Raw genomic sequence first — 25,741 nt, 5'->3', positions numbered from 1 at the left:
AATTGATAATTAATTTAGTTGTTAAAGTGAAAACCCTCGAAGTATTTTTATTTCGAGGGTTTTCTATTTCCGTTTATTTTAAAACTAATGCATAAAAAAACCTTAGAAGCTTTTATCACTTCTAAGGTTTTTTTATTTACTCTAAATTATTAATTTTTAAGCTGAATTACGACTTGCATTAATATTACCAAACAATGATCGTGTTACCATTTTTTCAAAGGTTTTAATCAATTCCTCATCTCTTACTTCTGCTTTCTCAAGCTCTTGTATTTGCTTTAAAGCATATTGCTGTATTGTTATTAAAGGTAATACAATTGATTCTCTAACCGCAATTGATGCTTTTCCTGAAGGCTCTTCTTGCATTAAATCTTTATAACCTGTAAGTTTCAAGATTAAACGTTTAGAAGTTTCATACTCTTCATTTATAAGACTCCAGAATTCACCGTACTCTTCATCTTCTGCCATATAACGTGTTAAATCGAAAAACGACTTAGACAAAGACATCATACTGTTTTCAATTAAAGTTTTAAAGAAGTTTGAAGTTTTAAATAACTCTTTAACTTTATCAAATTCACCAACATCTTCATAATGCTTTAAAGCTGTCCCAACTCCAAAAAACCCTGGTACATTTTGTTTTAACTGACTCCAAGAACCAACAAAAGGTATCGCTCTTAAATCTTCAAAAACCAATGCATCAGATTTCCCTCGTTTAGACGGACGACTACCAATATTTGTTTTCGCATAGTACTTAAGCGTACTCATATTCTCTAAATAAGGAATAAATTTTGGATGCGCTTTAAAAGCCGAATAAGCTTCATAACTACGCTCTGCCAAATTAGTCATTACAACTCTATCTTCAGAACGCATTGTTAAATCGACATCACTTAGACTATTACCAATACCAGAACTTATTAATTGTTCTAAATTATATTGAGAAGAATCTAAAGTCCCAAAATTAGAACTAATAGTTTGCCCTTGTATCGTTAACTGAACTTCATTATCTTCTATTGTAGACCCTAAAGACGCATAAAAATCATGTGTTTTTCCTCCTCCACGAGCAGGTGGTCCCCCACGCCCATCAAAGAAAATTACTTTTACACCATACTCTCTAGAAACTCTAGTTAAGTTTTCTTTAGCTTCAAAGATTGCCCAATTCGCCATTAAGTAACCACCATCTTTTGTTCCATCACTAAAACCAAGCATAATAGTTTGCTTATTACCTCTTGATTTTAAATGCTCAGCATATTCTGGATTAGTATATAATTCCGTCATTATTTGAGGTGCATTCTCTAAATCTGTAATCGTTTCAAACAAAGGACCAACATCTACGGTTAACTTATCTTGAAATGCAACTAACTTTAACATCGCAAACAATTGCATGACATGTAAAGTACTTTGATTATTACTAATAATGTATCTATTTGCAGCCTGCTCACCATTCGTTTCCTGAATAGTTTTAATCGCCTTCATCGTTTGTAAAGCCATTAAAGTTTCTTCATCTTTTATTAAAGATAAATCTATTGAACCTTCAATTTTAGATAAAATCTTAACCTGCTCTTCTTCTGATAAATCTTGATAATCTTTAGGGAAAATAGCACTACCACTTTCTATTAAAGCATTAACCATATTATTAAAAAACTGCTCATGCTTACGACTATCTTGTCTAATATCTAAACTAGCAAAATGAAACCCGAATAAATGCGTTTTGTTGATAAAGCTATTTAACTCATCAACATATAATGACTGATGTTTATCTATAACAATCTGCTTAATAGCTTTTAATTCTGAAACAAAAAATTCTAAAGTTAAATCTGACTCTTTATCTGTAACTAAATTATATAATTCTTGCTCTAAATATGCTATTCTTTCTTCAACCCCCTGAAATGTTAATTTCCTTTTCAATTGTCTTAAGTTTCCATAGTAACTTTTTACAATTGAATTTCTTAATCTACCCGCTACTTTTAAAGTTATTTCTGACGTTACAAAAGGGTTTCCATCTCTATCTCCACCTGGCCAAAAACCAACATTGATAATATTATTATCGATATGCTCTCCATCAAAAATATTCTGTTGAATATAATCGTAAATACCCCCAAATGATTCATAAAATACATTTTGAAGATACCATATTAAACTTATTGCCTCGTCGTAAGGCGTTGGTTTTTCATGCTTAAAGAAAGGTGTTTTCCCTAATTGCGCTAAAAGATCATTAATTTTAAGCAAATCATTTTCACGAATTGCCGCCGTTAAATCTGTAATAATACCTAAAACTGAACCTGGGTAAAACTGTGTTGGGTGAGCAGTTAATACGATTCGAACTTTAAACTCTTCTAAATATTTTTTTAAAGTTTCTAATTTATTATCTGCTGTAGCTGTTTCTTTTAAACTCCTTAAAGTACCAATACCATCCATATTGTTAACCACAGGAAATGCAGCATCTTCAATTGCATCAAACAAAACGACTTGTCGCTCTATATATTGAATAAATCGAAATAATAAGTTGATTTGACTTTCTGAAGAACGCCTCGCTTGATATTTATCGAAAAAAGAATCCACGATAGTTGTTGGATCCTCATGATTCTCAAAACCGTTATGGCAAGTTTCATGAAACAAAGGCAAAAGCGCCCCTGTTTTCGTAACCGAATCAAAAGGCAATGTCATAAATATACTATTGTATATCTGATATTTAGACAATACGTTTTGATTAAAACGTGTTAATTTTGGTTGTGTGGACATTATATTTTTTAAAATTAAATTATAGTGGATTGTCCTAAGTGGATATTCTTAAAATTGATATTTGAATCTTTAGGATGATAAAGAAAATCTTCAATAAAATCACCAACATTAGACGTTGTCACCGTATTTACTACCGAATTTATATCCGGAGTTGTTATGTTTAATTTTAATGATTTTTCTACAGCTAACCTAATTAATTCGGCTTCATTATGTAATTCAAAATGACTCAACAACATAGCCGCCGATAAAATTGAAGCGATAGGATTTGCAATTCCTTTGTTTGCACCTTGAGGATATGACCCATGAATAGGCTCGAACATCGCATATTTATCACCAACCGAAGCCGATGCTAATAAACCAATAGAACCACCAATTACACTAGCTTCATCACTAATAATATCACCAAACATATTTTCAGTTAAAATAACATCGAATTGCTTAGGATTTAAAATCATTTGCATAGCAGCATTATCTACAAATAAGAAATCGAGTTCAACATCTGGATACTGCTCCGCAACTTCTTTTACTACTTTTCTCCAAAGTCTAGAAGATTCTAAAACATTTGCTTTATCTACCAAGGTAACTTTATGACTTCTATTTTCTGCTGCAACAAAAGCTAAATGCGCAATACGCTCAATTTCTTCACGAGAATAACCACATAAATCCGAAGCATAATTTCCATCTTCAGACAGCTGTTTTTCACCAAAATAAATACCTCCAGTTAATTCTCTATAAATTGATATATCTGTCCCTTCAATGATATGTTTCTTTAAAGGAGATTTATCTAATAATGTTTCATATGCTTTTACAGGTCTAATATTTGCAAATAAACCTAATTCTTTACGCAGTTTAAGCAAGCCTTGCTCTGGGCGAACTTTAGCAGTAGGATCGTTATCATATTTAGGATCACCAATAGCCCCAAACAAAATAGCATCACTATTTTTACATAATTCTAACGTTTCATCTGGCAAAGCATCATTGTACTTATCGATAGCAATAGCACCAACATCTGCCGTTGTAAACTTAAAATTATGATTAAATTCTGAAGCAATTACTTTTAACGCCTTAATAGCCTGATTAGTTACTTCTGGACCAATACCATCCCCTGGTAAAACTGCTATATTTAATTTCATTTGTATGGACTAATATATTTTCTGAGCTTCAAAAGCTTCAATTAATTTTTTATTATTCACAAGGTAATCAATATCATCGTAACCATTGATCATACATGTCTTTTTATAGGCATCTATTTCAAATTTTTCTGATAAATCAGAATCTTTTACAGAAATGGTCTGATTTTCTAAATCAACAAGTAACTCTGTCTCTGAATTAGACGCAATAATCTGAAGTAAGTCACTTAAAAACGCTTTAGAAACCTGAACCGGTAATAATCCATTATTTAAGGCATTCCCTTTAAAAATATCTGCAAAAAAACTAGAGACAACCACTTTAAATCCAAAATCTGTAATTGCCCAAGCCGCATGCTCTCTACTAGATCCGCAGCCAAAATTATCTCCTGCGACTAAAATTTTACCTGAATATTGAGCATCGTTAAGTATAAAATCTATATTAACGGAACCGTCTTTATGATATCTCCAGTCTCTAAATAAATTATCACCAAACCCTTTTCTGTCTGTTGCTTTTAAAAAACGCGCAGGTATAATTTGATCGGTATCGACATTCTCAATATTTAAAGGAATGGCTTTTGATTTTAAGGTTGTAAATTTTTCCATTAATTTAAATGCTTTGTTATATCTATAATTTTTCCTTCTACTGCTGTTGCCGCTGCAACTAATGGACTTGCTAAAATTGTTCTTGAACCTTGTCCTTGCCTACCCTCAAAATTTCTATTTGAAGTAGACACACAATATTCTCCTTGTGGAATTTTATCATCATTCATGGCTAAACATGCCGAACACCCCGGTTGACGCAATTCAAAACCAGCATCATCAAAAATAGTTTTCAAACCTTCTTCAATAATCTGATGTTCTACCTGCTTACTTCCAGGAACCAACCAAGCCGTTACATTATCTGCCTTTTTCTTTCCTTTAATATATTTAGCAGCAACCCTAAAATCTTCAATTCTAGAATTGGTACAACTTCCTATAAAAACAAAATTAATAGGTTTATTTATTAAACTTTCACCAGCTTCAAAATTCATATAAGCTAATGACTTTTTAAACGAAGGATTATCATTTACAGGAATCGTTTCTGAAATCTTAATTCCCATACCTGGATTTGTACCATAAGTAATCATTGGCTCAATATCCTCTGCAGCAAAACTATATTCTTGATCAAAAACAGCATCTTCATCCGTAGGAAGGGTTTTCCAATAGGCTACTTTTTTATCAAAATCTTCACCTTTAGGCGCAAATTCTCTTCCTTTCACATAACTAAAAGTCGTTTCGTCTGGAGCAATCATGCCTCCTCTTGCTCCCATTTCAATACTCATATTACAAACCGTCATACGACCTTCCATACTCATATCTTCAAAAACATTTCCTGCATATTCACAGAAATAACCTGTACCAGAATTGGTTCCTAATTTTGAAATAATATAAAGAATAACATCTTTTGGTAGAACTCCTGCTTTCAATTTTCCATTAACCGACACCCTTAAACTTTTAGGCTTAGTAAGCAACAAACATTGACTCGCAAAAACCTGCGCAACCTGACTTGTTCCTATACCAAAAGCAATAGCTCCGAACGCACCATGTGTTGAGGTATGACTATCACCGCAAACCATCGTTAAGCCTGGTTGAGTCACTCCCAACTCAGGAGCCATTACATGCACAATACCATTGTATTTATGACCTAATTGGTATAATGTGATATTGTTTTTTTTACAATTTTTAGACAACTGCTCTAATTGTTTTCTAGAGAGTTCATCTTTTATTGGTTGATCTTGATTTAATGTTGGCGTATTATGATCTGCCGTAGCCACAATTTGATTGGGCCTATATACAGGAATTCCGCGTTCTTCCAATTCATTGAAAGCCTGCGGACTTGTTACCTCGTGTATTAAATGTTTATCTATATAAAGTATCTGTGGTCCATTATCTATCGCATCTACCACATGCGCGTCCCAAACTTTATCGAATAGTGTTTTCCCCATGTATTTAAGCTGAAATTATTTGTTTATAGACACTACTTGTTTCTATAATTTGATGAATATCATTATCGTTGATTTCTTTTTTACGATCTGCAAAACTTAAAAAATTAGAATATACATCATCTAACTGAAGTTTTGTTAATTCGTAACCTACATTTTTAGCTCTGTATGCCAAAGCTGCTCTTCCACTTCTTGCTGTTAAAACAATTGCAGACTCAGTAACACCAACATCTGCTGGGTTAATAATTTCGTAAGTTTCTCTGTTTTTTATCACACCATCTTGATGAATACCAGAACTGTGAGCAAAAGCATTAGCACCTACAATCGCTTTATTTGGCTGCGTATAAATCCCCATATTATCACTAACAAGTTGACTCATTCCATACAACATTGACGTATTAATATTAGTATCTAAATTAAGATAAGGGTGTTGCTTCAATACCATAACAACTTCCTCCAATGCTGTATTACCAGCACGCTCACCAATACCATTGATAGTACATTCTATCTGTCGTGCTCCATTAATCACACCCTCAATAGAATTTGCTGTAGCTAAACCCAAATCGTTATGACAGTGACAAGACAATATAGCCTTCTCAATACCTTTTACATTTTCTTTAAGGTATTTTATTTTTGCTCCATACTCACTTGGTAAACAATACCCAGTTGTATCTGGAATATTTAACACAGTAGCACCTGCTTTAATTGCAGCTTCACATACTCTTGCTAAATATTCATTATCAGTTCTTCCTGCATCTTCAGCATAAAACTCTACATCTTCAACAAAAGACTTCGCATATTTTACAGCTTGAAAAGCACGCTCAATAATAGCTTCTTTGTTTGATTTAAATTTATGAATAATATGAGAGTCTGACGTACCTATACCTGTATGTATTCTCGGTAATTTAGCATATTTTAAAGACTCAGCAGCAACTTTTATATCATTTTCAACAGCACGTGTTAAACCACAAACTGTTGCATTTTTTACAATTTTTGAAATTGCTTCTACAGACTTAAAGTCTCCTGGACTAGACACTGGAAATCCAGCTTCAATCACATCAACTCCCAAAAGATCTAATTGCTTTGCAATGATTACTTTTTGTTCTGAGTTAAGCTTGCAACCTGGCACTTGTTCTCCATCTCGCAGTGTAGTATCGAATATTTGAATACGGTTATTAGACATTTATCAAAATATATTTTATAGTATTGTCTTACGAATATATATTTTGATTTTGCTTTAAAATACCGATCTTAGTTTAACTTTACGATGCCCAGTCGTTAAAATATATTTCAATTAACTGATTAACAGACAGATAAATCTATTCTCAATTGATAACTAAAGACCAAAAAGATAATTTATTCTCACTAGTTAAGTCTTTAACTAAATCTGAAAAACGTCAGTTTAAACTGTATGTTGGTCGGCTTGGTGTGAATTCTGACTCTAAATTTTTGAATCTTTTTAATTTTTTAGACAAGGCTAAAGCCTATAATGAAACTTCAATTTTAAAAAGTAATATTATTAAAAAACAACAGCTTGCAAATGTAAAATCGCATTTATATAAGCAAATTTTAATCAGCTTAAAACTGAATCCTTCACATCAAAACATAAGATTACAAATTAGAGAACAATTAGATTTTGCTTCAATTTTATACCATAAAGGTTTATATAAACAAAGTTTAAAAATTTTAGATAAAGCTAAAGAGCTAGCCATAGTCAATGAAGAAAAAAACTCGGCTTTCGAGATTGTTGAACTCGAAAAAGTTATTGAATCACAATACATTACACGAAGTATTAGCACACGCGCAGATGAACTAGCTGTGCAAGCTAAAGAATTAAGTACACTTAACGTTATAACCAGTAAGCTCTCCAACCTATCACTTCAACTCTACAGCAATATTCTAAAAACAGGTTATGTAAAAAATGAAGATGAAGCCAAAATGGTCATCAATTATTTCAATAAGCAATTACCCAAAGTTAAAATTGAAGACTTAGGGTTTCGAGAAAAATTATGGCTATATAAAGCTAATTTATGGCAAAGCTTTTTACTTCAAGATTTTTTAAACTGTTTTAAGTATGCTTTAAAATGGGTGGATTTATTTTATCAAAACCCAAGCATGATTAATCTTAATCCGGTATTCTTTTTAAAAGGAAACAACTACCTTTTAGAGGCTTTGGTTTTTATTGGTAACAAAACAAAATTTGTAGAAAAATTTAATGACTTTGAAGCCACAGTTCAAAAATTAAGCTTTCCAAAAGACGAAAATGTTGCTTCTTTAGTCTTCCTTTACACTAACTTTCACAAAATTAATCAACATTTTATTGACGGTAGTTTTGCAGAAGGACTCGATATTATTCCGACAATAGAAAAAGAACTAATCCCTTTTGGTGAAAAGATTGACCCACACCATAAAATGATTTTTTATTACAAGTTTGCTAGCTTACAATTTGGAGCAGGCAACAATAAAGAATGCATAAAATATCTTGATAAAATCATTTCTAACAAGTCGCTTTCCATGCGAGAAGACCTACTCTGTTTTTCCAGAGTTTTAAATCTTGTTGCTCATTACGAAGCAGGCTTAGATTACCACCTAGAAACCCTACTAAGAAGCACTTACAAGTTTTTAATTAAAATGAACGACCTTCATGAGGTACAAAAAGAAATGATAAAATTCATTAGAGGTTTACAAGATATTTACCCTCATGACCTTAAAAATGCATTTAAAGAATTACACAAAACATTAAAAACTTTTGAAGATCATCCCTACGAGCGTCGTGCCTTTTTATATCTTGATATTATTTCATGGCTTGAAAGTAAAATTGAAAACAAACCTGTCTCTGAAATTATTCATATTAAATATTTAGCAAAGAATAACTTAATTTAATATGATTTTCATAAAAAACTCATAAAATCGCCAAATCATTTGGATTTGTGCTTTTTGTATTGCAATATTTGTACTCACAAAGTTCAAACACTTACTGAAATGTTATCAAGAAAGGTGGAGGGAATGACCCTATGAAGCCTTAGCAACCCTTAGATTCACTAAGAAGGTGCTAAATTCTACTTAATAATCCGATTCATTAATCGGAAAATTGGATAGATAACTCAAGACTAATTACCCATCTGTAATTAGCATTTTCTTTATAATATTTTTCTATTAAGTATGCTTCACACTTCGATTTAAAATCGAAAATATATGAAGCTTATTTTGGCTTTTGGTTTAATCTTTTATTAACTCAAAAACTTAGAAAAATGAGTACACAAAAATTCGCAACCAAAGCGTTGCACGCAGGACACGACGTTAGTCAAACATCAGGAACAAGAGCTGTTCCTATTTACCAAACATCATCTTACGTCTTTAAAGATTCAGATGAAGCAGCAGGGAGATTTAATCTTTCGGTTCCTGGCTACATTTACACCCGTTTAAACAACCCAACTAACGACATTTTAGAGCAGCGTTTAGCAGCTTTAGAAGGCGGAATTGGTGCAGTAGCAACAGCTTCTGGAACCTCAGCTATTTCTACAACATTACTAACATTACTAAGAGCTGGTGATCACATCGTAGCATCGAGTAGTTTATATGGAGGAACCTATAATTTATTAAGCGTTACACTACCTAGACATGGTATTACAACTACTTTTGTAGATCCTTCTGACCCTGAAGCATTCAAAAAAGCAACTCAAGAAAACACAAGAGCCTTTTTTGTAGAATCCTTAGGAAACCCAAAATTAGATGTTTTAGATTTAGAAGCTATTTCTAAAGAAGCAAAAGCTTTTAAAGTTCCATTAATCGTAGATAATACTGTAGCAACACCTTACTTACTTAGACCAATTGAGTACGGGGCAGACATTGTTATTCACTCTTTAACAAAATACATCACCGGAAATGGAACTTCATTAGGAGGTATTATAATTGATAGTGGTAATTTTGATTGGACTAATGGAAAATTCCCAGAATTCACAGAACCATCTGCTGGTTACCATGGATTAGTTTATAGCGAAGCTATTGGAGCAGCTGCTTTTATCGCAAAAATTAGAGTTGAAGGCTTACGTGATTACGGTGGTGCTTTAAGTCCATTTAATGCTTTTCAAATCATTCAAGGTTTAGAAACTTTAGAATTACGTATTAAAAAGCATAGTGAAAATGCTTTAGAATTAGCAAAATGGCTACAAGAACAACCCGAAGTCAATTGGGTAAACTACCCTGGTTTAAAAACTAGTAAACACAAAAAATTAGCAGACAAATACTTACCAAAAGGTCAGAGTGGCGTTGTTACTTTTGGCGTTGACGGAGGTTACGAAGCTGCCAAAACAATCTCTGACACTACAAAATTGTTCTCATTATTAGCAAATATTGGAGACACAAAATCTCTTATCATTCATCCTGCAAGCACAACACATCAGCAACTAAGCGATGAAGCGCAATTAACCTCTGGAGTTACCAAAGACTTAATTCGTTTATCTGTAGGAATTGAAAATATAGAAGATTTAAAAAATGATTTAAAAGAAGCTTTTGCTGTTATAAAACAAAAAGCGTTTCAGCATTAATCAAAAAGTCACTATCACATTAAGCACAGTAAAAAACATAGCAAAATTAATTTTTTGCAGCTGTGCTTTATGTGATATTTTGATGACTCTAAAATTTTAAATTAAAATATTTTCAAAATTAAAAAACAAAATGAGCGATATAAAATTTTCTGTAGCAGGAGCTAGTGCTTCACCTACAAAATTTATAGGAAAAACAAGACAATTTACTTTAGTCGTAGACGAACCTTCTGATTTAGGAGGTACAGATACGGATGCAAATCCGGTAGAATATATTTTAGCTGGTTTTGCGGGCTGTGCTAATGTTATTGGGCATATAGTAGCCAAAGAGTTAGGTTTCACTATAAAAAATTTAAAAATAGAAGTCTCTGGCGAATTAAATCCAAATCGGTTTTTAGGTAACTCCAACAAAGAACGTGCTGGATTTAAATCTATAAGTTTAAATCTTATTCCTGAAACGGACGCAAGTATTGAAACCTTATCTAAATGGCTTCAATTAGTTGAAGAACGATGCCCTGTAAAAGACAATCTTCAAAATAAAACACCTTTAAAAATATCCGTAGTAAAAGAATTTGCGGTTTAAAAAAAACTAGCGATGATAAATCTAAAACATATTACAATTGCTAACTATGCAACCGAAAGTGGTAAGACAACTTCACTAAACTTGTCTTACCAAACTTTTGGTAAACCCCTACATACAGCACCTATTATTTTAGTGAATCATGCGCTAACTGGAAACTCTAATGTTATCGGAGAAAATGGTTGGTGGAATGATATTATCGGAGAAAATAAATGTATCGACACTAATGAATACACAATTTTATCTTTTAATATTCTTGGTAATGGCTACGATAATAAAGCTGAAAACATCATAGAAAATTATAAAGATTTCACAGCAAGAGATATTGCAAAACTCTTTGCCTTAGCAATAGAAGAATTAAAAATTCAACATTTATTTGCTGTCATTGGAGGTTCTGTTGGAGGTGGAATTGCATGGGAATTAGCCGCATTAAAACCGCGTTTAATTAAACATTTAATTCCTATTGCAACCGACTGGAAATCTACAGACTGGGTTATTGCTAATTGCCATATTCAAGATGCGCTATTAAATAACTCTTCTCAACCATTGGTAGATGCCAGAATGCATGCCATGACGTTATACCGAACACCTGAGTCTTTAACACAAAAATTTGATCGCACTAAAAAAGACGAATCCTTTTTTAACATTGAATCCTGGCTTAGTTATCACGGTAATGCTTTAAACAATCGCTTTCAGGTCGCTGCATACAAATTAATGAATCAGGTTTTAAGAACAATTGATATCACTAGAGATCGAAATGATTTTTTAGATGTCGCATCTAAAATTGAAAGTGACATTCATATCATCACTATCAATTCTGATTTATTTTTTAAAGCTGATGAAAACTGGAACACCTTTGTTGAACTAAAAGGCAAGAAAGAAAATGTTAACATTCATGAAATAAAATCGATACACGGACACGATGCTTTTTTAATTGAATTTGATCAATTAGCACGCTTTTTGAAACCTATTTTTAAAGCAGAAGTAACTTCTGTTAAAAAAAAACTTGAGCAGCAAGTTGCATAAAAACTAGCATATAATATTAAAAAGAGCCAAACTTATAAGTTTGGCTTTTTTGCTTCAAAGAATCTACAGAACTTTATAACTAAACGACATCTCTTATCTTTTCATCGATATTAATAACAGAACCTTAATAAAATTAGTTAATTTTTAACTCTAGAGCGTTAATATTATTAGCAATAACGACAATTATAATACTTTTGACCGTATATATTTGACTGTTGAATAATACCGAAAATACACCACCCCAAACCCCAACAAAACGAAAATTTCGTTGGCTTCGCAGAACGCTACGTATTCTGTTAGGAATTCTTGTGTTTTTATTTTTAGTTATCCTTTTTATTAGAAGCCCTTGGGGACAGAATATTATCGTTACAAAAGCGGTGAATTATGTTTCAAGTAAAACAAATACTAAAGTTGAAATAGAAAAATTATTTATCACTTTTGATGGAGACGTTCAACTCGATGGTCTTTATCTCGAAGATACCAAAGGAGATACTTTAGTATATTCAAAATCACTAGAAGCTAATGTTCCACTTTTTAAAATGATAAGAGGCGAAGCTATTGGTGTAGATGCTTTAGATTGGGAAGGTTTACGGGCTAATGTGATTAGAAAAGATAGTATTGAAGGTTATAATTTTCAGTTTTTAATAGATGCTTTTGCTACAACCGATACAACAACAGTTGTAACAGATACCATTTCTACCCCACTCAACTTAGTGCTTAGCAATTTAAAATTTAAGAATTTAGATATTGTATTTGATGATGCCGTTGCCGGAATTGACTCTAGGTTTAAAATTGGTGAGCTGAATGCTGACATGGAAACGACAAATCTAGAAGCCATGATTTTTGAAGCTTCAGATATTGAACTGAATAACTCTAACATTAAATTTATTCAGAAACCTGTAGCGATAGATACCACAACAACTGACAGCCCTTTGCCAAAGCTATCTTTCGATAAAATTGTTTTAAATAATGTTGTGGCTTATTACGAATCGCAACCCGATCGCCTGATTGCTGATGTTAATATTTCAGAATTCTCAACAGAAGATCCTGTTATAAATTTAGCAGATAGCAATTTTAATCTTAAAGAAATTACACTTAAAAATTCTAGAATTAGTTTAAATACAGCAGCCAAAATTAATGGCTTACCAGATTTAACAGAAGACATAAAAGCAGAAACAGAACCGACCACTTTTGAATGGCCACAAATTAAAATTGACATTGCATCGATAGATTTTGAAAACAACCAAATTGAATATAAAGTAGGTGATGCAATAGCTCAAAAAGATGTTTTTAATGCAAATGCTATTTCATTAAACAACCTTACCTTACAAGCTAAAGACATTACATTAAAAGATAGAAATGCAGGGCTTCAATTAAAAACACTACATTTTAATGAATTTTCAGGATTGAATTTAAATCAACTTGGTTTCAACCTTAAAATTTCAGACCAAAACTTAAATTTAGAAGATTTAGATTTTAGGTTAAATAATAATTCGGTTTCAGGTTATGCAGATTTAAATTATAATTCACTTTCTTCATTATTAGAAAACCCAGAAAGCACAACGGTTAATTTAGACCTGCCTTCAATCAACTTATCTTTATCTGAAATTATAAAATTTCAACCTGACTTAAAAAATAACGAATACATCAATACTTTAAGTAAAAATCAACTTAAAGGAATCTTGAAAGCTTCCGGAAGTTTAGCTTCCATCAATTTAACAACCATGAAGCTTAATTGGGGAAATTCCACCAAAATTTCTGCCAACGGAACACTTCAAAATATTACAAACCCAGAAACACTTCAATTTAACATTCCTAATTTTTCTGCGCAAACAACTCGTACAGATATCGTAAAATTTGTTAATGAAGCAGATTTAGGCATTAGTTTACCTAAAGACATTAAACTTATTGGGCAAGCAAATGGTAATCCTGAAGCAATTTCTACTAAAGCAAAATTAAATACCACGCAAGGAATCGCAACCGTTGATGGTAACTTTAAAAATGCAGATACTATTGCTTTTGAAGCCAAAGTAACGATTGAAGATTATAAGGTTAACGAACTATTAAACGATCCACAATTTGGGGCACTAAGCCTTAACATCGATTCTAAAGGAAGCGGAACAAACCTAAATAACCTAAACGCAACTTTAGAGGCGACAGTTTCAAAATTTGAGCTAAATAATTATGCTATTACAGATCTTAATCTTAATGGGAAGATTGTAAATGGTGAAGGAAATTTAAGTTCAAAATATAAAGATGACAACTTAAATGCAACGCTAGATGTGTTTATGATTTTAGATTCTGTAGCACCAGAAGCAAAAATAAAATTAGATGTAATTGGCGCCAACTTACAATCTTTAGGCTTAATGAGCCGAAATGTTAAAACAGCACTATCGCTCGATGCTAACTTTAAAGGCAATAGTGAATTTTACGATGCTTCTGCAACCATAGAAAACGGAGTCATTGTTTATGATAATAAAACATATCTTTTAGGGGAGTTAAACGCTTTAGCCTACGTAAATAAAGACACCACTTCGGTTGCTATATCTAATAAAATGCTAGATTTCAATCTAAAATCTAATGCCAATCCACAAACTTTTAGCAAATCGCTACAACGCCATATATTAAGCTATTTTTATAGAGACGAACAAGTATCAGATACTATTACCGATTTTGTAAAGTTAGATCTTAAAGGCAAAATTTCTCAATCCCCATTACTTAACGATGTCTTTTTGGTCAACGTACAAGATTTAGACACCATTGCTATTTCTATGAATTTCAATGAAAAAGCAAGAATTTTAAAAGCGAAAATAGATGCACCTCATATTAATTATAGTGGAAACACTTTAGATAATTTGACCTTTGCTATGAATACTGACAAAACGGACTTCAATTTTAATTTTGGCTTTGATAACATTACTGCAGGTCCTATAAATATGCCTAAAACAATAATTACAGGCCAGCAAACTAATAATGAATTAGCATTAAATTTCTCTGGTTATCATGACGATAAGAAAATTATGAATGTTAATACTAACATTACTGGTAACCGAGAAAAACTAACTTTTACCGTACAACCAGATAGCCTTTTACTTAATAGTCAACAATGGACAATACCATCAAACAATGAAGCTATTTTAAGTGATAATAAACTCGCTTTTAATGAATTTAAGATTTCTAAAAACAATCAATCTATAGCTTTAACAGATAAACTCTCAGAAATCACAAAAGAGCACATAGCCGTAATCTTTGAAAATTTTGATATCGATGAGTTTTTTAATTACCTAAATCCTGAAACTGAAATTGCTAATGGGCAACTTAATGGAGATTTTATACTCGAAGATCCGTTTACAAACGCAGGGATTATTGCTGATTTAAGTATTTCTAAATTCGAAATGCTAAAAACCGACTTAGGAACCTTTAGTTTAAAAGGAAATTCATTAGACAATAACAGTTATGCTTTTAACGCCGGACTTAAAGATGGTGATATTGATTTTGACCTTAAAGGCGATTATACCGTGTCTAATAATGACGCTAATTTAGATCTTAACTTAAATATTAATTCATTTCAAATGAAAGCACTTAATACGCTATCATTAGGAGAAGTTAAAGATACTGAAGGAAGTTTTTCTGGTGCTTTTAAAGTTACAGGCACAACATCTAATCCGCAATATCGTGGCTTTATAACGTTTAACAACGCAGGCTTTAACGCCACTAAACTGAATACAAAGTTTACGATGGCTAACGAAACTCTAAATGTGAATAATGATGGACTTTCCATGAAAAACTTCACCATACGAGATGAAAACAATAATAATTTAGTCATTTCTGGATCTGTTGGAACGGAAAGTTTTATTAACCCAACGTTTAATTTAGATGTTAAAGCCACTAATTTTCAAGTATTAAACGCCACAAAAGAAGATAATGAAGCTTTTTACGGCAAAGTAACTTTTGATGCTAATGCTAAACTTACTGGAGATTTACAAATTCCTAAACTAAATGCTAAACTTACTTTAGGCTCAGACACAGACCTTAAATATGTAATGCCTGCTTCTGTAGCAAATATTGAAGAGCGAGACGGTGTGGTAACCTTCGTTAATCGTGAAAATCCCGATGCTATTTTAACCCAAACAGAAAAACAAACGGCTACTGTTAAAGGCTTTGATATTTCAACACAAATTAAGGTTGGCAAAAAAGCTTCGGTTACCGTAATTCTCGATGAAGAAACAGGCGACAATTTTAAAGCTGCAGGTGAAGGCGATTTTATTTTCACCATGGTTCCTAATGGTCGAATAACACTTTCTGGTGCTTACGAAATTACTGATGGTCATTATGAACTTAACCTTTATAATTTAGTCAATAGAAAATTCTTAATCGCACCAGGCAGTCGTGTTACTTGGTCTGGAGATCCATTAGATGCCCAACTAGATGTTAGAGCTATTTACAATTTAGAAACCTCAGCGTCCTCACTTATGGCTTCTCAAATTTCGGGTGCAGATCCTTCCGTACAAAGCAAGTATAGACAAGTATTACCTTTTAATGTTTACCTTAATATTGAAGGCGAATTATTACAACCTCAAATCTCATTTGGTTTAGATATGCCCGAAGAAGATCAAGGGGCTATTGGAGGTCAAGTTTACACCAGAGTACAACAAGTCAATGAGCAAGAAAGCGAATTAAACAAGCAAGTGTTTTCTTTATTAGTCTTAAATCGTTTTTACCCAGAATCAGGTAGTGATGGTAGTGATGGCGGATTTGCAACTATTGCTAGAGATAACTTAAATGATGCCGTCTCTGAACAATTAAATGCATTTTCTGATAAAATAATGGGCAACACAGGTGTAGAATTAGATTTTGGACTAGACAGTTATACCGATTACCAAGGAGACTCACCAGCAGACAGAACTCAATTAGATATCGCTGCTCAAAAGAAACTTTTTAACGATCGTTTAACCGTAAGAGTTGGTAGTGAAGTTGATCTACAAGGCAGTAGTGCTTCAGGAGAAGAAACACCAATTATTGGTAACGTAAGTTTAGAATACACTCTATCTGAAGATGGTAGATATCGATTAAAAGGCTTTAGAAAAAGCGAATTTGAAAACGTTATTGACGGACAAACTATTGTTAGTGGAATTGGGTTAATTTTCACAGAAGAATTTAATCAGTTTAGTGAACTTTGGGATTCTATTTTTAAAGAAAAACAAAAAAATGACGCTAAACTAGAAGCAGAACAAAAAGCTAAAGAGGAAGAACAGAAAGCAAATGAAGAAGTAAATGATGAAGCTGTTGAAACAAAAAAGAATTAGACTTTGAATCATAAATTAAAACATATAATCGCATTTTTCTTCTTTGGAATCTTTGTCTATTCTTGTAGTATAACAAAACACATTCCGGAAGGAGACCGTTTGTACACAGGTGCTAAAATAGAAATTGAATCAGACAGTAATGTAGATAATTTAGCAGAATTAAAAACGGAATTAAACAGTGTTTTACGTCCAGAGCCTAATTCCAAATTCTTAGGAATGCATCCTGGGTTATTTTTTCATTACAAAATGCAAAAAGAAAAGCCTGGTTTTATTAACCGCTGGCTTTATAAACAAATAGGAGAAAAACCCGTTTATCAATCTAATGTTTCAACTTTTGAAGTTGAAGACATTTTAGAAAACCGCCTAGAGAACAAAGGCTTTTTTTATAGTAGCGCAAGTTCTTCATTTGAAGAAAAGAAAACAGAAGCTTCCGTAACTTATAACTTAAAAGTTACAACACCTTACACCATGGAGAATTTTCAGGTAGACTCTATGCCTTCAACCATCTATAAAGATGTAAAAAAAGTTGCTGACAAATCCCCGTTTAAAAAATCTTCACGTTTCGATTTATCTAATATGAAATTAGAAAGACAACGTATAGATGCAGCATTAAAACAGAAAGGATATTATAACCTTAATCCAGAATTTTTCGTTTTTGAAGCTGATACCAATCAATATGATAATAAAAAGTTTGATTTATTTCTTAAGCTAAAGTCTGAAGTTCCAAAAAAATCAACCGTTCCATATTATATAAAGAGTGTCAATATTTATCCTAATTACAAAATCACGGATTCAACTCAAATTCCTGTAGAACGCGTAAATGATAAAAATTATTTTCAAGATTCTTTATTTTTCGACCCTAAACGACTCGATAAATTTATCACCATTAAAGAAGGAGAATTATACAATCCTAATACTTCTAAAAACACCTCTAGACGACTTTCAAGTATTGGTGCTTATAAATTTGTAAACATTCAATATAAAGAAATCGACAGTTCTTTAACCGATAGCTTAGCAGCGCTAGAAGCCAACATATACCTATCGCCATTAACAAAAAGAGCTGTACGTGCAGAACTGCAAGCGGTTACCAAATCTAACAATTTTACAGGTCCAAACTTAGCGTTAACTTATAGCAATAGAAATTTATTTAAAGGAGGAGAAACGCTTAATCTTAGCACTAATCTAGGTTATGAAACGCAATTTGGAAGCGGAGACAATGCAGGCTTAAATAGTATTGAATTAGGGCTTAAAGCAGAACTTATATTTCCACGTGTCATATTCCCTATTCAATTTAACGAAGATTTCTTTGAATATTCTGTACCTAAAACTAAAACAAGCCTTGGTTTAAGTTACTTAAGTCGTAGTGAGTTATACACCTTAATATCAGGAAATGGCCTTTTTGGTTACTCATGGAATGCTAATAAATATATTACATATGAGTTTAATCCAATATCTGTAAACTATACACAACTCGCCAAAACCTCAACGGAGTTTGAAGAAATATTAGACGACAACCCATTTCTGCAACTTAGTTTTGATCAGCAATTTATTTCGGGAATGACATTTTCATTTACCTATAATGAAATGATAGACAGCAACGACCCTCATCAATTTTATTTAAATACCACTTTAGATGTTGCGGGGAATTCCATTAGCCTTTTAGGCCAGTCTGGAGAATCTGGAGAATCAGATACTTTTTTAGGTTTACAATATGCGCAGTACGCAAAGGCTGATGTAGATTTTAGATTTCATCTTAACTTCGGAAAAAATAGGGAACAAACCATCGCTACACGGTTTTTTGCAGGTTATGGCTTGCCCTATGGAAACTCTGAAGTTATCCCTTACGTAAAACAATATTTCTCAGGCGGACCTTACAGTGTAAGAGCTTTTAGCATTCGTTCATTAGGACCAGGAACTTATAACGGAGAATCAGACGATGACAGCAGCAGCAGTTATTTTGACCAAACCGGAAACATTAGATTAGAAGCTAACGCCGAATACCGCTTTCCTTTATTTTCTTTCTTTAAAGGAGCCATTTTTGCAGATGCCGGAAACGTATGGAACTCTAAAGAGAATCCTACTTTTGATGGTGAAGATAAATTTACTTCTAACTTTATAAATGAATTAGGAATGGGAACCGGAATTGGTCTTAGAATAGACGTACAAGGTTTTGTAATACGTTTTGATTTAGCAGCACCATTTCATGATCCTTCTGTAGAAGAAGGAAAACGATGGGACTTTAAAGTTGATGAGCCTGTTTTAAATTTTGCAATTGGTTATTCATTTTAACCCTTCTATTCATCAAATTCTTTCATTTATAAATACCTAGTATCTTTGACATCTATATTTTTTTGAAGCATTAGTTTCAATAAACAGATACAATGAGATATGACAGATAAAGAACAATTTATGAAAGAAGCTGTAAATGCAGCTTTAAAAGGAATGAATAACAATGAAGGCGGACCTTTTGGCTGCGTTGTTGTTAAGGATGAAAAAATTGTAGGACGCGGAAATAATAAAGTGACCTCTACAAATGACCCAACAGCACATGCCGAAGTTACAGCTATTAGAGATGCTTGCAAAAACTTAGATTCTTTTCAATTAGAAGGTTGCGAAATTTATACCTCTTGCGAACCTTGCCCAATGTGTTTAGGTGCTATTTATTGGGCCAGACCAGATAAAGTTTACTACGGAAGTAACCAAGTAGATGCTGCAAATATTGGTTTTGATGATGAATTTATATATAAAGAAATCCCGCTTCCTTACGAAAAAAGAAGTATTCCTTTTCAGCAATTAGCTCGCGAAATAGCCTTAGAACCATTTCAGGAATGGACTAAAAAAATAGACAAAACAGAATACTAAAATGAGTTCTCTTCATAAATTTCTGTAATTTTTACAATTTAACTTCGACATAATACAGTATATTGATTGTTCTAAATCAAAAAATATTATGTCAAAACCATATTACGATGCTGCGGATTTACGCAAATTCGGAAAAATCACAGAATGGAATGAAGAACTAGGAACTAAATTCTTCGATTATTACGGTAAGGTATTTGAAGAAGGCGCACTAACAGCGCGCGAAAAATCATTAATTGCCTTAGCTGTAGCACACACAGAACAATGTCCATATTGCATTGATGCTTACACAAAAGACACATTACAACGTGGTGTTACCAAAGAACAGATGATGGAAGCCATACATGTTGGTGCAGCAATAAAAAGTGGCGCAACTTTAGTACATGGTGTACAAATGATGAATAAAGTGAATAAATTAGACGGTTAAGCATAAAACCTTAACCTCTTTTTTTTCGTAAGAATTACAACTAAGAGCAACAATTAATGGCAACAAAGTCCCTAAAAAAACTCGGAAACGATTTAGCGCAAAGCAATAAGCAATTAGAAATCCTCTCTAATGGCATTTTTAAAAATGGTGAATTACCAACCTTTAAAGATAAGATTTCAGAAACGAGTCAATTTCCTATAAAAGCAAAAAAACTAGAAATTTTACAAATCAATGTGGGCTACATGTGCAACCAAGTTTGCGACCATTGCCATGTTGATGCTGGTCCGGACCGAAAAGAGATAATGACCAGAGACACCATGAGACAATGTCTTGAAGTGATCAAAAACTCTGGTGCACACACACTAGATTTAACTGGTGGAGCACCAGAAATGAATCCGGATTTTAGATGGTTTGTAGAAGAAGCTGCTAAAGTTGGTATTACAGATTTCATTGTACGTTCTAACCTAACCATTATTAGAGCTAACAAAAAATACTACGATTTACCAGAATTCTTTAAAAAACACAATGTACATGTCGTGAGTTCCATGCCACACTGGACACGTGGAAAAACAGATAAACAACGTGGTGATGGTGTTTTTGATAAATCTATAAAAGCGTTACAAGAATTAAATGCTGTTGGCTACGGAATGCCAGATAGCGACCTAAGATTAGATTTGGTTTACAATCCTTCAGGTGCATTTTTACCAGGAGACCAAGCGGCTATGGAAAAAGATTTCAAAAAGGCATTGATGGACGATTTTGGAATTGAATTTCACAATTTATTTGCCATTACAAATTTACCAATTGCTAGATTTTTAGATTATTTAATCGCTTCCGAAAACTATGAAGATTACATGTACTCTTTAGTAGAAGCTTATAATCCTACTGCTGTTGAAAACGTAATGTGTACCAACACTTTATCAATTAGTTGGGATGGGTATTTATTTGATTGTGATTTTAATCAGATGTTAGAATTACCCGTAAATAGTAAGTCTAAGCATATTTCAGAATTTAACGAAGAATTATTAGAAGGAAGAAACATCGTTATTTCTCAACATTGCTATGGTTGTACTGCTGGAGCAGGAAGTAGTTGCCAAGGTGTTGTAGCATAAACAAATTCAGATAAAAGTAGAAATATCACAATAGAAACAAAATTACATTCTTGCCTGAGCAGGAATAACCAATGAATAACAAAACCGCCATATTAATCTTTGCAAATTCTGCAGAAAAACAATTGACGTCAAAATCAGTTGCTTCTTCTGACTTCTTTAATTTGCTTGATTCTGATACTGTAAAAACAGTAAAAAAAGCGGGTTTACCTTATTTTCATATTTCTGAGAAAGCGCAAAAAGGACATTCATTTGGAGAACGTTTTACCAATGCTATTGAAACCGTTTTTAACCAAGGGTTTCAAAATGTTATAACACTTGGTAATGACATTCCCAACCTTACCGCTAATCTTATAGTAAAAGCCAAAGATAAATTAGAGAATTCAGATTATGTTTTAGGACCTTCAACCGATGGTGGCTTCTATTTAATGGGTTTCAAAAAAGCACATTTTAGTAAAACAGACATCCAGAATTTACCTTGGCAAACTTCAAAATTAAGACGTTGTTTACATCATGAATTACAACAACAAAACGAAAGTATTTCTTACTTAGAAACGCTAACAGATATTGATGACACTTCAGATATAGAACTGATCTTAAAAAGTTTTAAGTCTTTAGATTTCAACATTAGAAAACTGCTTTTAAAAATTCTAAAAACAGTAAAAACAATTGTAATAGTAGCCTCTGTTTTTCATGGTAAAACAGTTTTCAAAAAACAATACAATAAAGGCTCACCTATTTTACTTCATATTTAAAATTGGGTTTTAATTTCATTAATTCCTAAGGATTTTTTCTTTCAAATAATCTAATATTTTAAAAAACCGCCACACTTTGTGGTCTACATATGAAGCACATTTACTTATGCTTACTGCTATGCTTTTGCTTTTTCAGTAATGCCCAAATTACAATTACCGGAACAGTTACCGAAGCTAGTTCAAAAACACCTTTGCCCTTTGTTAATATCACATCTAATTCAGGACAAGGAACGACCTCAAGCGATGATGGCACCTACACAATACTAGTTGACTCAACTACAAACAAACTTACCTTCTCATTTTTAGGCTTTAAAACACAAACTATTGAAGTAGGAAATCAAACTATTATCAATATTGAATTACAAGAAGATTCTGCTGCGTTAAACGAAGTTGTAATTACTGCTTTAGGTCTTGAGCGAGACACCCGAGAATTAGGTTATGCTGTGCAAGCCATTTCATCTAAAAAACTAACAGAAGTCAAAACGGTAAACTTTCTAGATAATTTACAAGGAAAATTAGCAGGAGTAACGGTTACACAAGGCGCAACAGGTGTTGGATCTTCATCTAAAATCACGATTAGAGGCGAAGCTTCCTTTTCTAACAACAACCCTTTATTTGTGGTTGATGGTGTGCCAATAAACAACGAAACCGTTTTTAACTTCACCAATGAAGCTGCTGCTGGATTTCAAGAAATTGATTTTGGTAACGGTGGCATGGAGGTCAATCCGGATGATATTGGATCCGTGACGGTTTTAAAAGGTCCGAGTGCTGCTGCATTATATGGCACAAGAGCTTCTAATGGTGTTATTGTTATTGAAACCAAAAACGGAAAAAACAAAAGGGGTTTAGGCGTTAGTTTTAATTCGTCTCTTTTTGTTGAATCTGCTTTTAAATTGCCCGATTTCCAAAATTCATATGGCCAAGGTAATTCTGGAGAATTTGAATATGTAGACGGTTTAGGCGGTGGTATAAATGACAACATCACTTATTCTTGGGGACCACGATTAGACACTGGTTTGTTAATTCCTCAGTTTGATAGTCCTGTACAATTGGTAAATGGTTCTTTTGTTCGTGGTGGAGACACAGCATTATATGATGGATTAGCAATAACAGCAACACCTTTTACATCAAACCCAGATAACTTAAAGGATTTTTATCAAACAGGAGTTACTACGATTAATAACATATCGATTTCTAATGGGTTTGATACCGGAAATTATAGATTATCGTTCACCGATTTAAGAAGTGAATCGATTATTCCTGGTGTTAATTTAGATAGACAAACCATTTCTACAAAACTGAATTTTAACCCGAGTGACAAAACAAAAATTAACGCTTCCATAAGTTATATTAATTCTAGTAGTGACAATAGACCTGCTAATGGTTATGGAAGTGAAAATGCCAATTATTCGCTTGTTGCTTGGGGACCACGCTCTTTAAATATAGAAAATCTTAAAAATTATTGGCAACCTGGTTTAGAAGGGACACAACAATATTCATTTAATTACACATTTTTTGATAATCCGTATTTCATTTTAAATGAGAACACCAATTCCTTTAATCGCGATCGTATTTTTGGAAATCTATCCATTACACAAGAACTGACTAAAAACTTAAGTATTTCCTTAAGAACCGGAATGGATTATTCTACAGAAAAACGTCAATTACGTCGTGCTTACAGTAGCAATAGATTTAGTAATGGTGCATACGCAGAACACGATGTAATGTTTAGAGAAGTGAATACCGATTTTTTAATCAACTATAAAAATCAGTTTAATAATATTTCTGTGGATGTGTTTTTAGGTGGAAATAGATTGAATCAAACCGCAACCACAAATCAATCTCAAACGGTCAGTTTGGCACAGCCAGGAATCTTTAATTTAAATAATGCAGCTTCACCTATTGAAACGTTTCAGTTTGAAAGTGAAAAGCGAATTAATTCATTTTATGGTATTACAAAACTGGGCTATAAAGACTTTTTATTTTTAGATATTACAGGACGGAATGATTGGTCTAGTGCATTAGCCACACCTTTTTCGGTAGATGGCACTTCGTTTTTCTACCCTTCTATCTCTTCAAGTTTTATTTTATCTAATGTTGTAGAATTACCAACTGCCATATCTTTTGCAAAACTGAGAGCGAGTGTGGCACAAGTTGGAAACGACACAAGTGCTTACCAAACTTCTGGTGCTTTTGTATCGCAAACCCCTTACAATAGCCAACCTACGTTTAGCGACCAAGACTTTATTCCCAATGCCAATTTAAAACCAGAAAGCACCACCTCTTATGAGTTTGGTGCAGATTTACGATTTTTAGATAATAGATTACGATTCGATTTTACGTATTACAATGCCAATACAAAAGACCAGATTATTTCTTTACCTGTTGCCATTTCTTCTGGTTACAGCCAACAAGTAGTTAATGGCGGAAATGTAAACACACAAGGTGTAGAAATTGTTTTAGGGATTACACCAATTCAAACGGATAATTTCAATTGGAATAGCATGTTTAACTTCGCCACTAATCGCTCTGTTATTAAAAACTTACCTCAATCGGACGGAAGACTAACCTTGGCTTACAGCAGAATTTATGACAGTGCAAATCAAACCGTTTGGTTTCAAGTAGAAGAAGGTGGACGTGTTGGTGATTTCTACGGAACAGGTTATCAAAAAAATGATAATGGAGAATTTTTAATTGATGATAATGGTAACTATATAGCTGATGATAATTTAAAAAAATTAGGAAATTCTAATTCCGATTTCACATTAGGATGGAGCAATAATTTCAATTATAAAAATTGGAATATGAGCTTTTTATTCGATTGGCGACAAGGGGGCGAAGTCGTTTCTAGAACACGTGCTTTAGGAAATGTTGGTGGTCAACTAGCTGAAACTAGTTACCGACCAGATGCCGGAATTGTTACACAAGGTGTCAATGTAAATACTGGACAAGCAAATACCGTTGCGATTACTGCAGAAAGTTATTACCGACAGTTTTACGATAGAAATCACGAAGAGAATAATGTTTACGACGCTTCCTTTTTAAAACTTCGTCAATTTTCTATTGGTTATACGTTCGATATAAAAGATGGTTTTTTAGGATTGAAAGAAGGTGCTGACATTAGTCTTTCCTTAGTTGGAAACAACTTATTTGCCATAACCGAAAATCCGCATTTTGACCCAGAACAATTAGCCGTTCAAGGCAATGGATTTGTAAGTGGTGTTGAAGACATGAGTTATGCTACAACAAGAAGTATTGGTTTTAAAGCCGGATTTAATTTTTAAAAA

Annotated in this window: 16 protein-coding genes and 1 riboswitch; of the genes, 11 read left to right on the top strand and 5 right to left on the bottom strand. The window is 32.9% G+C overall.

Features of this window, described 5'->3' with window-relative positions; genetic code table 11:
* Positions 1 to 156 precede the first annotated feature (156 nt).
* Genes H0I32_RS10250 through H0I32_RS10230 form a run of 5 tightly spaced genes read right to left on the bottom strand, consistent with a single transcriptional unit; the run spans position 157 to position 7,031 of the window.
* Positions 157 to 2,736, bottom strand: coding sequence for a phosphoenolpyruvate carboxylase (locus H0I32_RS10250; protein ID WP_179313428.1), 2,580 nt, complete (start codon positions 2,734 to 2,736; stop codon positions 157 to 159).
* Between the two features lie 14 nt (positions 2,737 to 2,750).
* Entirely contained in the window at positions 2,751 to 3,869 is a 1,119-nt protein-coding gene (leuB, locus tag H0I32_RS10245; protein WP_179313429.1) for a 3-isopropylmalate dehydrogenase, read from the bottom strand.
* Between the two features lie 9 nt (positions 3,870 to 3,878).
* Positions 3,879 to 4,469, bottom strand: a complete 591-nt coding sequence (gene leuD, locus H0I32_RS10240; RefSeq protein WP_173586403.1) for a 3-isopropylmalate dehydratase small subunit — start codon at positions 4,467 to 4,469, stop codon at positions 3,879 to 3,881.
* The gene (leuC, locus tag H0I32_RS10235; RefSeq protein WP_173586402.1) at positions 4,469 to 5,851 is read right to left on the bottom strand and encodes a 3-isopropylmalate dehydratase large subunit; all 1,383 of its coding nucleotides are present in this window, start codon (positions 5,849 to 5,851) and stop codon (positions 4,469 to 4,471) included. The genes leuD and leuC overlap by 1 nt, the downstream gene beginning before the upstream one ends.
* Before the next feature lie 4 nt (positions 5,852 to 5,855).
* Positions 5,856 to 7,031, bottom strand: a complete 1,176-nt coding sequence (locus tag H0I32_RS10230) for a 2-isopropylmalate synthase (protein WP_179313430.1) — start codon at positions 7,029 to 7,031, stop codon at positions 5,856 to 5,858.
* Between the two features lie 149 nt (positions 7,032 to 7,180).
* Here H0I32_RS10230 and H0I32_RS10225 point away from each other — a divergent pair, with 149 nt between their 5' ends.
* From H0I32_RS10225 to H0I32_RS10175, 11 genes are all read left to right on the top strand, one after another.
* Positions 7,181 to 8,731 (top strand): hypothetical protein, encoded by a 1,551-nt coding sequence (locus H0I32_RS10225; RefSeq protein ID WP_179313618.1) that lies wholly within the window; start codon positions 7,181 to 7,183, stop codon positions 8,729 to 8,731.
* A gap of 99 nt (positions 8,732 to 8,830) precedes the next feature.
* A riboswitch (SAM riboswitch) is annotated at positions 8,831 to 8,954 on the top strand.
* 145 nt (positions 8,955 to 9,099) lie between these two features.
* Positions 9,100 to 10,395: an O-acetylhomoserine aminocarboxypropyltransferase/cysteine synthase family protein gene (locus H0I32_RS10220; RefSeq protein ID WP_179313431.1), complete on the top strand. Its 1,296-nt coding sequence runs from the start codon at positions 9,100 to 9,102 to the stop codon at positions 10,393 to 10,395.
* A gap of 130 nt (positions 10,396 to 10,525) precedes the next feature.
* Positions 10,526 to 10,975 (top strand): OsmC family protein, encoded by a 450-nt coding sequence (locus H0I32_RS10215; protein ID WP_173586399.1) that lies wholly within the window; start codon positions 10,526 to 10,528, stop codon positions 10,973 to 10,975.
* Positions 10,976 to 10,987: 12 nt separating this feature from the next.
* Entirely contained in the window at positions 10,988 to 11,998 is a 1,011-nt protein-coding gene (locus tag H0I32_RS10210; protein ID WP_179313432.1) for an alpha/beta fold hydrolase, read from the top strand.
* A gap of 215 nt (positions 11,999 to 12,213) precedes the next feature.
* Positions 12,214 to 17,304: a translocation/assembly module TamB gene (locus H0I32_RS10205; protein WP_179313433.1), complete on the top strand. Its 5,091-nt coding sequence runs from the start codon at positions 12,214 to 12,216 to the stop codon at positions 17,302 to 17,304.
* A 3-nt stretch (positions 17,305 to 17,307) separates the two neighbouring features.
* Positions 17,308 to 19,593 carry a BamA/TamA family outer membrane protein gene (locus H0I32_RS10200; RefSeq protein ID WP_179313434.1) on the top strand — a complete coding sequence of 762 codons (2,286 nt, stop codon included), beginning with the start codon at positions 17,308 to 17,310 and terminating at the stop codon, positions 19,591 to 19,593.
* A gap of 99 nt (positions 19,594 to 19,692) precedes the next feature.
* The gene (locus tag H0I32_RS10195; RefSeq protein ID WP_179313435.1) at positions 19,693 to 20,166 is read left to right on the top strand and encodes a nucleoside deaminase; all 474 of its coding nucleotides are present in this window, start codon (positions 19,693 to 19,695) and stop codon (positions 20,164 to 20,166) included.
* An 88-nt stretch (positions 20,167 to 20,254) separates the two neighbouring features.
* Positions 20,255 to 20,590: an arsenosugar biosynthesis-associated peroxidase-like protein gene (locus tag H0I32_RS10190; RefSeq protein ID WP_173586394.1), complete on the top strand. Its 336-nt coding sequence runs from the start codon at positions 20,255 to 20,257 to the stop codon at positions 20,588 to 20,590.
* A 56-nt stretch (positions 20,591 to 20,646) separates the two neighbouring features.
* Entirely contained in the window at positions 20,647 to 21,702 is a 1,056-nt protein-coding gene (arsS, locus tag H0I32_RS10185) for an arsenosugar biosynthesis radical SAM (seleno)protein ArsS (protein ID WP_179313436.1), read from the top strand.
* A gap of 71 nt (positions 21,703 to 21,773) precedes the next feature.
* Complete coding sequence (locus H0I32_RS10180) at positions 21,774 to 22,454, top strand: DUF2064 domain-containing protein (RefSeq protein WP_179313437.1); 681 nt, start codon at positions 21,774 to 21,776, stop codon at positions 22,452 to 22,454.
* 89 nt (positions 22,455 to 22,543) lie between these two features.
* Positions 22,544 to 25,738: a SusC/RagA family TonB-linked outer membrane protein gene (locus H0I32_RS10175; protein WP_179313438.1), complete on the top strand. Its 3,195-nt coding sequence runs from the start codon at positions 22,544 to 22,546 to the stop codon at positions 25,736 to 25,738.
* Positions 25,739 to 25,741 lie beyond the last annotated feature (3 nt).

Source organism: Winogradskyella sp. HaHa_3_26, assembly GCF_019278425.1.
GTDB classification, from domain to species: domain Bacteria; phylum Bacteroidota; class Bacteroidia; order Flavobacteriales; family Flavobacteriaceae; genus Winogradskyella; species Winogradskyella undariae.
The sequence above is the reverse complement of the archived record's forward strand: the minus strand, read 5'-3'. Positions and strand labels throughout refer to the sequence as shown.

What these genes read in the sequence shown, in the direction of transcription:
- H0I32_RS10250 (WP_179313428.1), bottom strand. Translation starts at nt 2,736, where the DNA reads ATGTCCACACAACCAAAATTAACACGTTTTAATCAAAACGTATTGTCT.
- leuB (WP_179313429.1), bottom strand. Translation starts at nt 3,869, where the DNA reads ATGAAATTAAATATAGCAGTTTTACCAGGGGATGGTATTGGTCCAGAA.
- leuD (WP_173586403.1), bottom strand. Translation starts at nt 4,469, where the DNA reads ATGGAAAAATTTACAACCTTAAAATCAAAAGCCATTCCTTTAAATATT.
- leuC (WP_173586402.1), bottom strand. Translation starts at nt 5,851, where the DNA reads ATGGGGAAAACACTATTCGATAAAGTTTGGGACGCGCATGTGGTAGAT.
- H0I32_RS10230 (WP_179313430.1), bottom strand. Translation starts at nt 7,031, where the DNA reads ATGTCTAATAACCGTATTCAAATATTCGATACTACACTGCGAGATGGA.
- H0I32_RS10220 (WP_179313431.1), top strand. Translation starts at nt 9,100, where the DNA reads ATGAGTACACAAAAATTCGCAACCAAAGCGTTGCACGCAGGACACGAC.
- H0I32_RS10215 (WP_173586399.1), top strand. Translation starts at nt 10,526, where the DNA reads ATGAGCGATATAAAATTTTCTGTAGCAGGAGCTAGTGCTTCACCTACA.
- H0I32_RS10210 (WP_179313432.1), top strand. Translation starts at nt 10,988, where the DNA reads ATGATAAATCTAAAACATATTACAATTGCTAACTATGCAACCGAAAGT.
- H0I32_RS10195 (WP_179313435.1), top strand. Translation starts at nt 19,693, where the DNA reads ATGACAGATAAAGAACAATTTATGAAAGAAGCTGTAAATGCAGCTTTA.
- H0I32_RS10190 (WP_173586394.1), top strand. Translation starts at nt 20,255, where the DNA reads ATGTCAAAACCATATTACGATGCTGCGGATTTACGCAAATTCGGAAAA.
- arsS (WP_179313436.1), top strand. Translation starts at nt 20,647, where the DNA reads ATGGCAACAAAGTCCCTAAAAAAACTCGGAAACGATTTAGCGCAAAGC.
- H0I32_RS10180 (WP_179313437.1), top strand. Translation starts at nt 21,774, where the DNA reads ATGAATAACAAAACCGCCATATTAATCTTTGCAAATTCTGCAGAAAAA.
- H0I32_RS10175 (WP_179313438.1), top strand. Translation starts at nt 22,544, where the DNA reads ATGAAGCACATTTACTTATGCTTACTGCTATGCTTTTGCTTTTTCAGT.